The 13,787-nt window shown below is 71.1% G+C and carries 15 protein-coding genes; 11 read left to right on the top strand and 4 right to left on the bottom strand.

From position 1 onward, the window contains the following. Window positions 1–12 precede the first annotated feature (12 nt). From ACIBEJ_RS19540 to ACIBEJ_RS19530, 3 genes are read left to right on the top strand one after another with little or no spacing between them, the layout of a single operon-like run. A complete protein-coding gene (locus ACIBEJ_RS19540) occupies window positions 13–1,365 on the top strand; it encodes an efflux RND transporter periplasmic adaptor subunit (protein ID WP_397184130.1) in 1,353 nt (450 codons plus the stop codon). After that, on the top strand, window positions 1,362–2,405 hold the full coding sequence (locus ACIBEJ_RS19535; protein WP_397184129.1) for an ABC transporter ATP-binding protein: 1,044 nt from the start codon (window positions 1,362–1,364) through the stop codon (window positions 2,403–2,405). Before ACIBEJ_RS19540 ends, ACIBEJ_RS19535 begins: the two co-directional genes overlap by 4 nt. After that, complete coding sequence (locus tag ACIBEJ_RS19530; protein WP_397184128.1) at window positions 2,402–3,586, top strand: ABC transporter permease; 1,185 nt, start codon at window positions 2,402–2,404, stop codon at window positions 3,584–3,586. The genes ACIBEJ_RS19535 and ACIBEJ_RS19530 overlap by 4 nt, the downstream gene beginning before the upstream one ends. A 511-nt stretch (window positions 3,587–4,097) precedes the next feature. Here the strand turns inward: ACIBEJ_RS19530 and ACIBEJ_RS19525 are convergent. From ACIBEJ_RS19525 to ACIBEJ_RS19510, 4 genes are all read right to left on the bottom strand, one after another. Further along, the gene (locus ACIBEJ_RS19525) at window positions 4,098–4,859 is read right to left on the bottom strand and encodes an ABC transporter permease (RefSeq protein WP_397184126.1); all 762 of its coding nucleotides are present in this window, start codon (window positions 4,857–4,859) and stop codon (window positions 4,098–4,100) included. After that, window positions 4,856–5,746, bottom strand: coding sequence for an ABC transporter ATP-binding protein (locus tag ACIBEJ_RS19520; RefSeq protein ID WP_397184125.1), 891 nt, complete (start codon window positions 5,744–5,746; stop codon window positions 4,856–4,858). The genes ACIBEJ_RS19525 and ACIBEJ_RS19520 overlap by 4 nt, the downstream gene beginning before the upstream one ends. An 81-nt stretch (window positions 5,747–5,827) precedes the next feature. Next, a complete protein-coding gene (locus tag ACIBEJ_RS19515; RefSeq protein ID WP_397184124.1) occupies window positions 5,828–6,481 on the bottom strand; it encodes a response regulator in 654 nt (217 codons plus the stop codon). Next, on the bottom strand, window positions 6,478–7,605 hold the full coding sequence (locus ACIBEJ_RS19510) for a sensor histidine kinase (protein WP_397184123.1): 1,128 nt from the start codon (window positions 7,603–7,605) through the stop codon (window positions 6,478–6,480). The genes ACIBEJ_RS19515 and ACIBEJ_RS19510 overlap by 4 nt, the downstream gene beginning before the upstream one ends. A gap of 92 nt (window positions 7,606–7,697) precedes the next feature. Between ACIBEJ_RS19510 and ACIBEJ_RS19505 the strand changes: the two genes are divergently transcribed. From ACIBEJ_RS19505 to ACIBEJ_RS19470, 8 genes are all read left to right on the top strand, one after another. Next, a complete protein-coding gene (locus tag ACIBEJ_RS19505) occupies window positions 7,698–8,861 on the top strand; it encodes an acetoin utilization protein AcuC (protein ID WP_397184122.1) in 1,164 nt (387 codons plus the stop codon). Between the two features lie 7 nt (window positions 8,862–8,868). Continuing rightward, window positions 8,869–9,651 carry a phosphatase gene (locus ACIBEJ_RS19500; protein ID WP_397184121.1) on the top strand — a complete coding sequence of 261 codons (783 nt, stop codon included), beginning with the start codon at window positions 8,869–8,871 and terminating at the stop codon, window positions 9,649–9,651. 312 nt (window positions 9,652–9,963) lie between these two features. Continuing rightward, window positions 9,964–10,167 (top strand): helix-turn-helix domain-containing protein, encoded by a 204-nt coding sequence (locus ACIBEJ_RS19495; RefSeq protein ID WP_026214222.1) that lies wholly within the window; start codon window positions 9,964–9,966, stop codon window positions 10,165–10,167. Window positions 10,168–10,351: 184 nt separating this feature from the next. After that, complete coding sequence (locus ACIBEJ_RS19490) at window positions 10,352–10,450, top strand: 30S ribosomal protein bS22 (RefSeq protein ID WP_018654693.1); 99 nt, start codon at window positions 10,352–10,354, stop codon at window positions 10,448–10,450. A 21-nt stretch (window positions 10,451–10,471) separates the two neighbouring features. Then, window positions 10,472–11,458, top strand: a complete 987-nt coding sequence (locus ACIBEJ_RS19485) for an NAD-dependent epimerase/dehydratase family protein (RefSeq protein ID WP_397184120.1) — start codon at window positions 10,472–10,474, stop codon at window positions 11,456–11,458. Further along, the gene (locus tag ACIBEJ_RS19480) at window positions 11,455–12,288 is read left to right on the top strand and encodes a lysophospholipid acyltransferase family protein (RefSeq protein WP_397184119.1); all 834 of its coding nucleotides are present in this window, start codon (window positions 11,455–11,457) and stop codon (window positions 12,286–12,288) included. The genes ACIBEJ_RS19485 and ACIBEJ_RS19480 overlap by 4 nt, the downstream gene beginning before the upstream one ends. A 63-nt stretch (window positions 12,289–12,351) precedes the next feature. Then, a complete protein-coding gene (locus tag ACIBEJ_RS19475; protein WP_397184333.1) occupies window positions 12,352–13,146 on the top strand; it encodes an SDR family NAD(P)-dependent oxidoreductase in 795 nt (264 codons plus the stop codon). Window positions 13,147–13,204: 58 nt separating this feature from the next. Further along, window positions 13,205–13,786 carry an RNA polymerase sigma factor gene (locus ACIBEJ_RS19470; protein ID WP_397184118.1) on the top strand — a complete coding sequence of 194 codons (582 nt, stop codon included), beginning with the start codon at window positions 13,205–13,207 and terminating at the stop codon, window positions 13,784–13,786. Window position 13,787 lies beyond the last annotated feature (1 nt).

Here is a 13,787-nt window from a genome sequence, read left to right as displayed (position 1 = left end):
ACGATGGGTCGGGTGACGATCCGTCGCGGAATCCCCCCGCTGCTCGTCTTGTTCGCACTGACCGGCTGCACGGCCGACGCGCCGCCCGCCGTACAGCTCGCGGAGGTCAGGCGTGCGCCCGTCACCGAGGTCGTCGAGGCCCCGGCCACGATCGGCGCGCGGGCCACCGCCACCCTGCGCTCGCCCGCGCAGGGCACCGTCGCCAAGCTGTACGTCGGCGACGGCGACCGCGTGAAGAAGGGCCAGATCCTGGCCAAGATCCGTTCCCCGCAGGCCGAGGACCAGCTCAAGCAGGCCAAGAAGGCCGCCAAGCCGGCCAGGACGCCGTCGCTCGGCATGCCGCGGATCCAGTTGGCCGCGTTCGACACCTCGCGGCTCGACCGCAAGGTCAGCGCGCACTTCACCAAGGCCGCCCGCGAGGCCAGGAAGATCGACGACCCGCGGGCGCGCAAGCAGGTGCTGGCCGCGGTCGACCTGGCGCGCACGCAGTACCGGGCCCAGTCGAAGGCGCTGGCCGGCATCACCGCGCAGCTCGGACGGACGATCTCCCAGGCGCTCGCGCAGACCGCCACCGGCCTCAGCTCCTCGATGTCCGCGCTGCAGGCGGCCTCGCTGACCCAGGCCAGAGCCGCGGTCAAGGCCGCCGAGGGCACCGTCGACGCGCTCACGATCAAGGCCCCGTTCGGTGGCGTCGTCACGCTCGGCCGCGCCTCCGGCGAGAGCGGCGCCGCCAACCCCGGCCTGAGCGGCCTGCTCAGCCAGTTGCCGGGCGGCGGGCAGCAACTCCCGAGCATGCCCTCCACTTCCGGCGGCGGCACCGCGGTGGCGGTCGGAGTGCCCGTCTCCGCCGGCGACTCGATCATCACCGTCACCGACGTCTCCGAGCTCACCCTCTCCGCCGACATCGACGAGACCGACATCCTGCTCGTCAAGGAGGACGCCAAGGCCGAGGTCGAGCTCGACGCGGTACCCGGCGCCACCTACACCGCCGAGGTCGCCGGCGTCGGCGTCACGCCCATGCAGTCCAGCACCGGCGGCGTGAGCTACCCGGTCCGTCTCACCCTGGGCTCCGGCGCCTTCGACGACGGCACCAAGGCGCCCGCCCCCAAACCGGGCATGAGCGCCGTGGCCCGCCTCATCGTCCGCGAGTCGCCCGAAGCGGTCTCGGTGCCCGCCGCGGCGATCGTCAGCAGCGGGCGCGAGAGCGTCGTCTGGGCCGCCGCCGGCGGCGTGGCACAGCGGCGCGTGGTCAAGCTCGGCGCGCAGGGCGAGGCGGTGGTCGAGGTCCTGAGCGGGCTGTCGGTGGGGGAGCGCGTCGTGGTGAAGGGCGCGGATTCCGTACGGCAGGGCCAGCAACTGCCATGACCCCTCCACCCGCGGCGCTGGAGGCCGTCGACCTCACGCGGCGTTACCAGCTCGACGGCGTGTCCGTCGAGGCGCTGCGCGGCGTCACGCTCCGGATCGAACAGGGGGAGTTCGCCGCGATCATCGGCCCGTCGGGATCCGGCAAGTCCACGCTCATGCACCTGCTCGGCTGCCTCGATCGCCCCTCCTCCGGCCACCTGCGCGTGAACGGCGTGGAGATGTCCGGCCTGTCGGACACCGAACTGGCTGAGCTGCGCAACCGGACCATCGGCTTCGTCTTCCAGTCGTTCCACCTTCTGGCCAGGACGTCGGCGCTGGAGAACGTGGCGCTGCCGCTGGTGTACCGGGGCGTGGGCAAGGCGGAGCGGCGCGAGCGCGCACGGGCCGCTCTGGAGGCCGTCGGACTGGGCCACCGCCTCGACCACCGCCCGTCCCAGATGTCCGGCGGGGAGCAGCAGCGGGTCGCGATCGCCAGAGCGCTGGTCGGCGAGCCCAAGGTACTCCTGGCCGACGAACCCACCGGCAACCTCGACACCCGCAACGGGGCCGAGGTCATGGCCATGCTCGACCGCCTGAACTCGGGCAGCGGAGTCGCCATCGTCCTGGTCACCCACGAACCCGACATCGCCGCCCACGCCCGCCGCCAGATCCACGTCCGCGACGGCCTCATAGAACTCGACACCGCCACCTCCCCACCTTCCACAACCCGACCGACCTCGCCCCTTCAACAGAGCCCCCGGCATTCGGCGACCGAGGACCACGCGCCCACGCCACCTCCCTCTCCCCAACCGGACCCGGAGCCCCGGCTTTCGGGGACCAGCGACCGCCCGACCACTCCACCTTCCTCTCCACAGCCGGACCCGAGTCCCGGAGTTTCGGAGACCGGGGACCACGTGGCCTCGCCGGACCCGCGTGATTCCGGGGCCGGGGATCGCGGGGTCTTGCCGGACCCGCGTGATTCCGGGGCCGGGGATCGCGGGGTCTTGCCGGGGTCGCGTGGTTCCGGGGGCGGGGACCGTACCGGGGAGGAGGGGCGGTGAGGGGGCGTGAGGCGTTCGGCATGGCGCTGGAGGCGCTGCGGGTCAACCGGATGCGCAGCCTGCTGACCATGCTCGGCGTGATCATCGGCGTGCTGTCCGTGGTGATCCTGGTCTCGGTGGGCACGGGCGCGAAGGACACCGTCGAGCGGGAGATCTCCGGTCTGGGCAGCAACATCATCCTGATCGTCCCCGGCCGCCTGAACGTGGGCGCCGCACCCACGCAGAGCCGGTTGGACCTGGCCGACGTGGCGTACGTGCGCCGCGTGGTGGGCGATCCCGGCAAGGTGACCGTGTCCCTGCAGTCCGGCGAGACGGTACGCGTGGGCAGGGCCGAGGCGTTCTCCACCATCGTCGGCACCGACGAGAACCTGCCCAGGATCTTCGCCCGCCCCCTGGACAAGGGCCGCTACCTCAGCGAAACCGACGTCGACACGCGGCGCCGCGTCACGGTCCTGGGTTCGGAGGTGGCGAACAAGCTCTTCGGCGACATCGACCCCATCGGCCGCCAGGTGTCGATCTCCGGCGCCCGCTTCCGCGTGGTGGGCGTGTACGCGGAGCTGGGCTCCGCCTTCGGAGTGGCCAGGGACCAGGAAATCCACATGCCGGTCACCACCGCCCAGCGCCTCCTGGGCATCCCGCGCATCAACGGCATGGCCGTCGGCGCCAGCGGCCCCGACGAGATCGAGCCGCTGCAGCAAAGGGTCGTAGACGCCCTGGTCGACCGCTACCCGGGCGAGCACTTCTCCGCCGTCACCCAAACCCAGCTCCTGGGCACGATCGGCACCGTGATCAGCATGCTGACCGGCGTACTGGCCGCGATCGCCGGAATCTCCCTGCTGGTCGGCGGCGTCGGCGTCTCCAACATCATGCTGGTGAGCGTCCGCGAACGCACCCGGGAAATCGGCCTCCGCAAAGCCCTGGGCGCCCGCCAGGCCGACATCCTGCGCCAGTTCCTGATCGAGGCGATCCTCCTGACCACGATCGGCGGCCTGATCGGCATAGCCCTGGGAGTAGGCGGCGCTCTGGCCATCGCCACCTTCACCCCCGTCCCGGCCTCCATCACCTGGTGGTCGGTAGCCCTGGCCTTCGGCGTCTCGGCCGCGGTAGGCGTCTTCTTCGGAGTAGCCCCAGCCCGCCGAGCCGGCAAACTCGACCCCGTAACAGCCCTCCGCGCCGAGTAACCAACGCCCCACGCAACCCCCAACCCTCGCCCAAGCACTTACCCGAGCAGCGACCACCAGCGGCCCACGCGACCTCCCCGCCCACCCCACGCCCGCCCGTCGACCCGCCTTCCCCCGTTGCTCGCCCGCTTCCCGCGTTCCGCCCATGCGGGCGCTCCGCGCCGCGTGTCTCGCGCTTTTAAGAGCGCTTCGGGCGCTCCGCGCCGCGCCGCTTCACGCTCCCGCTCCGCGCCGCGCCGCTTCACGCTCCCGCTCCGCGCCGCGCCGCTTCACGCTCCCGCTCCGCGCCGCGCCGCTTCACGCTCACGCGACGCTTCGGCCGCGCCGCGCCGCGCCGCGTCACGCTCACGCGACGCTTCGCGCGCTTTGCGCAGGGCAGGCGCTCTGCACTCCGCGCCGTGTGTCGCGCTCATGTGGGCGTTTCGCGTGCTCCGCTCCGTCTCGCGCTCGTTCGGGCGTCGCGCGAGCCCCGTGAGGTCCGGAGGCTTGGGACGGAACGTGCCTGCGCGGGTCAGGCGTCGCGGCGGTGGAGGAGGGTGGTGCCGGCGAGCATGGCCACGGCTATCCACAGCAGGTACACGGCGAAACCGGTCCACGGAGCCAGGCCGCCGGGGCGCGGCTCCACCATGGTGAGCTGCAGGCCGGCGTTGGAGGTGAAGTGGTTGTTGACCGCCTCTCCCCACGCGCCGGGCAGGACGGTGGTGAGCTGGGGGAGGACCAGGTTCAGGGTGATCACGGCCACGATGGCGCCTGGGGTGTGGCGGATCAGGGTGCCCAGTGCCAGGCCGAACAGGCCGCTGGCCGCCAGGTAGAGGCCGGCGCCGGTGACCGCGCGCAGCACTCCGGGATCCGTGACCGAGGCGGCGAAGTCGCCCGTGGCCAGGATGACCTGGCTGACGAAGAAGGCCGTGTACGCGGTTACCAGGCCCACGACCAGGGCGGCGACGGTGAAGACGACGGCCTTGCCGTACAGGAAGGTCAGGCGTTGCGGTACGGCCTGCAGCGACGTCCTGATCATCCCGGTTCGGTACTCGCCCGAGATGACCAGCACCCCCAGCGTGGCCATCGCGATCGCGGCGAACGGCAGCGCGACCAGCCCGATCATCACCGCCTGCCCGGGGCTGCCGGTGGCGTCGGCGGAGGCGCTGGAGACGACGGCCCAGGAGACGAGCCCGCCGAAGGCGACCATGATGAGGAAGGCCACGATCGCCGTCCACACCGTGGAACGCAGAGACCGCATCTTGGTCCATTCGGAGCGCATCACGTCGATCATGACGTGTACTCCAGGCTGTCCTTGGTCAGCTCCATGTAGGCCGCCTCCAGCGTGGGCCGGACGAAGGTGAGCTCCTCCAGCGGGAGCCCGGCGCGGGCGGTGAGCGTGCCGATCTCCAGGGGTTCCATGCCGGTGACGCGCAGGTGGTCGTGGTGGAGCTCGCCCACCTGGAGGAGCTGGGCGACCTCGGCCAGGCGCGGCGAGCGTACCTTGACGAAGCCCTGGGAGCTGCGGCCGATGAAGTCGGCCACGCCGGTGTCGGCGATCAGCTCGCCCTTGCCGATCACGATGAGGTGGTCGGCGGTCTGGGCCATCTCGCTCATGAGGTGGCTGGAGACGAAGACGGTGCGTCCCTCGGCGGCCAGTTTGCGCATGAACGTACGGATCCACAGGATGCCGTCCGGGTCGAGCCCGTTGACCGGCTCGTCGAACAGCAGGATCTCGGGGTCGCCGAGCAGCGCCGCGGCGATGCCGAGCCGCTGGGACATGCCGAGCGAGAAGCCGCCGATCCGCCGCTTGGCCACCTGGCTCAGGCCGACGGTCTCCAGGACCTGCTCGACGCGGGCGGCGGGCAGCCCGTTGCTCTGGGCGATGGCCAGCAGGTGGTTGCGCGCGCTGCGCCCGCCGTGGACCGCCTTGGCGTCGAGGAGCGCGCCGATCTTGCGCAGCGGGTGCCTGAGCTTCTGGTACGGCACGCCGTCCACCAGCACCGACCCCCCGCTGGGATGGTCGAGCCCGAGGATCATGCGCATCGTGGTCGACTTGCCTGCCCCGTTGGGCCCGAGGAAGCCGGTCACCTGTCCGGGCTCCACGGTGAACGACAGGTGGGAGACCGCGGTGGTGTTCCCATAGCGTTTGGTGAGGCCCGTGGCCTTGATGGAGGTCATGCAATCAAGGGTGGCGGGGAGATCGGTGGCGGGCGTCCTGCCGGAGGACCGTTCGGGGAGGGGCGGGGTAGGAGCGTGGTCCTACTCCCCGGGGCTGACCAGGCCCGCCTCGTAGGCGAGGATCACCGCCTGGGCCCGGTCGCGTACTCCTGTCTTGCCGAACAGGCTCGTCACGTGGTTCTTGATCGTGGACGGCGAGACGCCGAGCCGGGCGGCGATCTCGGGGTTGGAGCTGCCCCTGGCGATGAGGACGAGCACCTCGCGTTCGCGGTCGGTCAGCTCGGGCAGCGCGGCGGGCGCCGGCCTGGGCCTGGTGGCCCGGACGAACGTGCCGATCAGCCGGGTGAGCAGCCGGGGCGCGACGGCGGACTCGCCGCGGTGGACGACGCGCACGCCTTCGACGAGTTCCTCGGGCGAGATGTCCTTGGGCAGGAACCCGCCCGCGCCGGCCCTGAGCGCGGCCACGACGTTCTCGTCGAGGTCGAAGGTGCTCAGCGCGAGCACTTTCAACCCGGGCAGTTCCGCGACGATGCGCTCGGTGGCGGCGATGCCGTCCATGACGGGCATGTGCAGGTCCATGAGGACGACGTCGGGCCGCAACTCGCGGCTGCGCGCGAGGGCCTCCTGGCCGTCGGCCGCCTCGGCGACGACCTCGATGTCGGGCTGGGCGTTCAGCATGAGCCTGAAGCCCGTGCGCACGAGCGCCTGGTCGTCCACCAGCAACACCCTGATCATGCGTTCTCCAGCGGCAGCAGCGCGTACACCCGGAAGCCGCCGCGCGCGCGGGGCCCGGTCTCCAGACGACCGCCACACAGTGCCACACGCTCCGCCATACCGCCCAATCCGAACCCGGAGCCGCCGCCCACGGTCTTGACCGGCGAGCCGTCGTCGAGCACCTCCACCTCGACGGCCTTGCCGAGGTAGGCGACCCTGACGCCGGCCCGCGCGCCCGGCGCGTGCTTGCGCGAGTTGGTCAGCGCCTCCTGGACGACCCGGTAGACGGCGTGGTCGACGGCGGTGGGCAGCGGGACCGGCTCGCCGTCCACGCGCAGCGAGGCGTTGCCCGACTGCTCGACCAGGCCGGGCAGTCCCGAGGCGCCCACGCCGGTCGCGGCGTCCGGGCCGTCGTTGGTGTCGGCCCGCAGGACCTGCAGCAACTGCCGCATCTCGGCCAGTGCCTGGCGGGCGCTGCCCTCCGCGGCCTCCAGGGCCTCGCGGGCCGGGGTCGGCTCCGGCGGCAGCACGGTGCGGGCGCCGCCGACGAGGGCGTTGATCACGCTCAGGTGGTGGGCGACGACGTCGTGGAGCTCGCGGGCGATGCGGCGGCGTTCGCCCCGGATGGCCTCGTCGCGCATCTCGAGCTGCCTGCGCTCCTTCAGCTCGCGGCGCAGCCGTACGAACTGCCCGATGCCCAGACCCAGGAACGGGAAGAAGAAGCCGGTGATGAACGGCGGGACCGCGCTGCCCGGCTGGGCGGGGTCGTACTGGTCGATCAGGCCCGAGACCGTGTAGGCCGTGCTCGTGGCCAGCCCCGTGAGCAGCACGAGCCGGCCGGCGCGGTGCCTGCCCACGGTGTACAGGGCGATGAACGAGGTCATCCCGAGGAAGACCGTGGAGTCGATGACGATCGGGACGGAGACGTCCAGCCCGACCGTGAGCGCGGCCACGACGAGGGGGTGCCGCCGCCGCCACACCAGGGGCAGCGCCCCCGCCAGCAGGAGCAGCGGCCCCGTCGGGTCGGTCTGGAGGGAGATCGACACCCCCAGCGCGAAAAGGCTGCCTACCAGGAGCGGGGAGACCAGCGCGACGTCCTGGACCCACGGGTTGCGCACGAAGCGGAGCAGCCGGGGGAAGCGCATGTCGCGGAGGATACCCCGCGGTTTCCGGATCATGGCGATGGGCGGTTGCGCGCGCCTGCGGTAACGTCGGCGAAAGGCTAGGAGGGAGACTCATGTCCGGTGCGGCGAGGGTGATCTGGGACGACGCCCTGACCTCCTACGATTTCGGTCCCGGCCATCCGCTCGCGCCCGTCAGGGTCGAGCTGACGATGGCGCTGGCCCGCGAGCTGGGCGTGCTGGAGCGGGTGGACCTGTCCGGCTGCGTCCCCGCCACCGACGACGAGCTGGCGCTGGTGCACAAGCGCGATTACATCGAGGCGGTCAAGCGCGTCTCGGCGGACGGCCGCCCCGACGTCTCCGCCGGGCTGGGCACCTCGGACAACCCCGCCTTCCGCGGGGTGCACGAGGCCTCCGCGCTGATCGCCGGCGCCACCCTGGCCGCCGCCCGCTCGGTCTTCGACGGTACGGCGGAGCACGCCCTGAACGTCGCCGGCGGCCTGCACCACGCGATGGCGGCGACGGCCAGCGGCTTCTGCGTCTACAACGACCCGGCCGTGGCGATCGCCTGGCTGCTGTCCAAGGGCGTCACGAGGATCGCCTACGTGGACGTGGACGTGCACCACGGCGACGGCGTGCAGGCGATGTTCTACGACGACCCGCGGGTCCTGACGATCAGCCTGCACGAGAGCCCGCGCACGCTGTTCCCCGGCACCGGCTGGCCGGAGGAGACCGGCGCGGACGGCAGCGCGGTGAACGTGGCGCTGCCCGCGGGCTGCGGCGACGGCGGCTGGCTGCGCGCCTTCGACGCGGTGGTGCCGCCGCTGCTGCGCGAGTTCCGGCCGGAGATCCTGGTGACCCAGCACGGCTGCGACAGCCACGCCCTGGACCCGCTGGCCAACCTGATGCTGAGCCTGGACGGCCAGCGCACGGCGTACGAGGCGCTGCACAGGCTGGCCCACGAGACGGCGGGCGGCAGATGGATCGCGACCGGTGGCGGCGGCTACGAGCTGGTCCAGGTGGTGCCCAGGGCCTGGACGCACCTCATGGCCGAGGCGTCGGGCAGCCCCGTGGACCCGGCGACCAGAACGCCGGAGTCCTGGCAGCGTTTCGTCCGCGAGCGCACCGGCGAGACACCCCCGCTGACCATGACCGATGGCCGTAGTCCGGAATTTCATGACTTTTCCGGTGGTTATGATCCTGCGGATCCCATTGACCGTGCGATCATGGCGACGCGCAACGCGGTGTTCCCTCTGCACGGCATCGACCCGCTGCCCTAGGAGAGCTGTGCTGACCCGCGACGAACTCCGCGAGCACCTGGTTCGCACGCGCATCGCCGGCGCCGTCGCGACCCCGCGCGAGAACAACCTGGACCACTACAGCTCCCTGGCCAACCGGGATCCGCACTACACGCTCGGCCTGAGCGTCTCCCAGCCCTGGACCTACCGCGACATCCTGGAGCTCATGGCCAAGTCCGCGGGCGTGGCGGCCGACGCCAGGCACCGTTTCGGGCAGGACACCATCGATCCCGAGCGGACGATCGACGCGCTGGACGCCATGGCCGACCGGATCGCCGCCGCGCTGTCGCGGCCCTCGCCTCGGCTGCTGTTCGCCACCGGGCATCCGACGGGGCTGCTGGCCGTACATCTGCCTCTGGCGCGGTTCGCGGCCGGGCGCGGCGCGGTGCTGCTGACGCCCGCCGAGGGCTGGACCTACTGGGGTCAGGGCTTCGGGCGCAAGCGCAAGATCCGCTACCTGCAGGACGTCGCGATGCTCGACGACCGCGGCGGCTTCGTCCACAGCCACGATCCGGCGCCGATGGTGGCGATGATCGCGGAGATGGGCGAGGAGCTTCCCGACCTCGTCGTGGCCGACCACGGATGGGCCGGCGCGGCGGGCGAGGCGGGCATCCCCACCGTGGGTTTCGCCGACAGCAACGACCCAGCGCTGTTCGTGGGCGAGGCCGAGGGCAAGATCGACGTGGTGGTCCCGCTCGATGACAACGTGCTTCCGCGCTATTACACACCGTTGACGGAGTATCTCGTCACACGGGTCTCACGTGCCCTTTGAGTCGAATTCGGTCATCCCCATACCGTCTTTTCGCGCCTGCATTCCAAGAGGCTCGTCGTCCCTTTGCCAACTTTTGATGGGGGTGGGGCGACTCTTATGTGTACGAAGTTGGACAGTTCCAACGTCCTGGCGAGGTGCTCTGCCCGGCTGCTGGCCAGCGATTTTGCTGGTTTGGCTGACAGGTGGCTCCGCGAACTGAGAAAATAGGGGGTTTGCGCACTCGGAGTCCCGACTTACGCTGACGGCAGTACACGTGCGTGAGCAATGGCACCAGTGGGGATAACCCGGAAACACGTGCGGAAGAGGCGTCCGATGGGTGCAGGCGAAAGACCTCTCAGCGAGGTGAAGTTCCTGACGGTGGCAGAAGTGGCCACGGTCATGCGAGTGTCCAAGATGACGGTGTACCGGCTGGTGCACTCGGGCGAACTGCCGGCCATTCGCGTCGGCCGCTCGTTCAGGGTGCCTGAGCAGGCGGTACACGACTATCTGCGAGAGGCCTACATCGAGGCCGGATGACAGTTGGAGTAGCGGCGCGTTCGTACTCACGCCGTGAATACACGCCGTGGGACAGGGCCCGGTCGCCTCGACGCGGCCGGGCTCCCACCCCCGAGGGGCGATCTACCACCGATCGCCGGTAGTCTGTGAGCCGGCGTGCGCTCGCACGTCGATTCAGACTTGCTATCAGTTACCTGGGGGTCCCGTGGGCTCTGTGATCAAGAAGCGCCGCAAGCGGATGGCCAAGAAGAAGCACCGCAAGCTGCTCAAGAAGACGCGCATCCAGCGGCGTAACAAGAAGTAGAGACGCAGCTGTGAGGCGCTGATGACCCGCACCGTGCTCGTCACCGGGGTCTCGCGCCACATCGGCGCCCGGGTGGCGAGCGTCCTGGCTGCCGACCCGGACATCAGCCGCGTCATCGGAGTCGACACCGTCCCGCCCCCCTCGCTGACGCGAGACGGCGGTGGCTCTCTCGGCCGGACGGAGTTCGTCCGGGTGGATCTGCGCAGCCCCGACATCGCCGAGGTGATCGCGGCCGCGGACATCGACACCGTGGTGCACATGAGCCTGGTCAGCGCTCCCTCCCGGAGCACGGGCCGGGCGCTGATGAAGGAGCACAACGTCATCGGCACCATGCAACTGCTCGGTGCCTGCCAGCGGTCGGCGACCGTGCGCCGCGTGGTGGTCCGCTCCACCACCGCGGTCTACGGCTCGTCGCCGAAGGATCCGGCGGTGTTCGACGAGGACGTGGAGCCCCACGACGGCCCCGGCCACGGCTACGCCAAGGACGCGGCCGAGGTCGAGGGCTACGTGCGCGGCTTCGCCCGGCGGCGGCCCGACGTGACCGTCTCCATGCTGCGTTTCGCCAACTTCATGGGTCCCGGCGTCGACTCGCCGGTCACCCGCTATTTCGCCCAGCCTGTCCTGCCGACGGTGTTCGGCTTCGACCCGCGGCTGCAGTTCGTCCACGAGGACGACGCGGTCGAGGTGCTGCGGCGGATGGCCACCGAAGACCACCCCGGCACGTACAACGTGGCCGGGGCAGGCGTGCTTCTGCTGTCCCAGTGCGTACGCCGCGCGGGCCGGCTCTCCCTTCCCCTGGCCTCGCCCGCCTTCAGCGTCCTGGGCGAGATGGCCAGGCGCGCCGGACTGGTCGACTACTCGCCCGAGCAGCTCAGGCTGATGAGCCACGGCCGGGTCGTCGACTCCTCCAGGCTCGCCGCCGAGCTCGGGTGGAAGCCCAAGTTCACCACCGCGGCGGCCTTCGACGACTTCCTTCGCGTACGCGGGCTTGGAGCCGTGCTCACATGAGCGAGCCAGACCGGCTGGCCGAGATCCTGGCCTTCCTGCGCAGGCGACTCAACGGCGAGTACGAGGTCGACGAGTTCGGCTACGACCCCGAACTCACCGACAAGGTCCTGCTCGAACTCCTGCGCCCGATCTACCACCGCTGGTTCCGGGTGGAGACCGTCGGCGTCAAGAACGTCCCCGAGGACGGCGGCGCCCTCGTCGTGGCCAACCACTCCGGCACGCTGCCGGTGGACGCGCTCATGACCCAGGTCGCGCTGCACGACGAGGCCGGGCGGGCGCTGCGGCTGCTCGGCGCCGACCTCGTCTACCGGCTCCCGGTGCTCGGCCACCTGTCGCGCAAGTCCGGCCACACGCTGGCCTGCCGCGAGGACGCCGACCGGATGCTGCGCAAGGGCGAGCTGGTCGGGGTCTTCCCCGAGGGCTACAAGGGGCTCGGCAAGCCGTACGCCGACCGGTACAAGCTCCAGCGCTTCGGCAGGGGCGGCTTCGTCGCCTCCGCGATCCGGGCCGGGGTGCCGATCGTGCCCACCGCGATCGTGGGCGCCGAGGAGATCTATCCCAAGCTCGGCGACATGAAGACGCTGGCCAGGTCGCTGGGCCTGCCGTACCTGCCGATCACGCCTTTGTTCCCCTGGCTGGGGCCGCTGGGGCTGGTGCCGCTGCCGTCCAAGTGGATGATCGAGTTCGGCGAGCCCATCCGCACCGACGAGTACGAGCCCGGCGCGGCCGACGACCCGATGCTCGTCTTCAACCTCACCGACCACGTGCGCGAGGTCATCCAGCAGATGCTCAACGAGCTGCGGCTGAGAAGGGGCCACGCCTTCGCCTGAGAAAGGTGCAACCGATCCGGCGAGGCAGGTGTTCACGAGACGTAACCGATGAAGGGAACCCTCGTGGACCTGCAGCTTTCCGGCCGCGTCGCCGTCGTGACCGGCGCCTCCAAGGGCATCGGCCTGGCCGTCGCCCGCACCCTCGCCGCGGAGGGCGCCCACGTCGTGGCGGCCTCGCGCACCCGTACCTCCGAGCTTCCGCCCGAGGTCGTGCACGTGCCCGTGGACCTCATGGACCCGCAGGCGCCCGCGCACGTGATCGCCACCGCGGCCGAGCGGTTCGGCGGGCTCGACATCCTCGTCAACAACGCCGGTGGGCCGCCGCCCGGCGTGACGCTGCCGCGCTTCGGCTTCCTCACCCCTGGGGACGAGGACTGGCGGGCGATGTTCGAGTTCAACCTCTACTCGGCGGTGCGGGCGATGCGCGCGGCCGTACCTCTGATGCTGGAGCGCGGCGGCGGGTCGATCGTCAACGTCTCCTCGGGCGGCGCGCGGCAGCCCGCGCCGATGAACGTCGACTACAACGCCGCCAAGGCGGCGCTGAACTCCGCGGGAAAGGCCCTTTCCGAGGAGTACGGCTCGCGCGGCATCAGGGTCAACACCGTCTCGCCTGGCCCGACCCTGACCGCGTGGTGGACCAAGGAGGGCGGCGCGGCCGAGGTCCTGGCCTCGATGACCGGCGGCGACACCGCGACCGTCATCGAGCGGGCCGCTCCTGAGATGATGCGGCTGGCCACCGGACGCCTGGTAAAGCCGCAGGAGGTCGCCGACGCCGTCGCGCTGCTGGCCTCCCCGCGCTCGGCCAGCACGACCGGCGCCGACTTCGTGATCGACGGAGGCTTCCTCAAGGAGCTGTGAACCGGATCGGCGGGTTGCGGCAAGACATCCCTGACTGATTCCCCACAGAAGGGCGGAGATGATCACGCAACCCGCCACCAGGGCCGCCGACGCAGAGCTCGTCAGCGCGTCCTGGACAGATCCGGAGGCGTTCGCCGAACTGTTCGACCGCTACTCCGGAATGCTCTACAGGTACGTGGTGAAGCGTCTCGGCCCCGAACCCGCCGAGGACCTGGTGGGCGACACCTTCCTGGTGGCCTTCTCCCGCAGGAGGAGCTACGACACGGGGTACACCGACGCCAGGCCCTGGCTGTTCGGCATCCTGACCAAGCTGATCTCCCGCCACCACCGCAGCGAGGCGGCACGCTACCGCGCCCTGCGCCGCGCGCCCCTCGACGGCGACGTCGAGTCCCCTGCCGACCGCGTGGCGGCGGGGGTCAGCGCGCAGGCCGCCCGGCCCGAACTGGCCGCCGCCCTCGCCGACCTGCCCGCCAAGGACCGCGACGTCCTCCTGCTCATCGCGTGGGGCGATCTGACGTACGACGAGGTCGCGCGGGCGCTGGACATCCCGATCGGCACCGTGCGCTCCCGCCTCAACCGGGGCAGGCGGAAGGTACGCGCGGCCCTTGGCGAGACCAACCCGATGATCGAGGAGGAGTGAC

The sequence above is a fragment of the Nonomuraea sp. NPDC050790 genome, from assembly GCF_044456745.1.
Classification (GTDB): domain Bacteria; phylum Actinomycetota; class Actinomycetes; order Streptosporangiales; family Streptosporangiaceae; genus Nonomuraea.
Note: the sequence above shows the minus strand (reverse complement) of the source record. Positions and strands in the feature narration are given on the sequence as shown.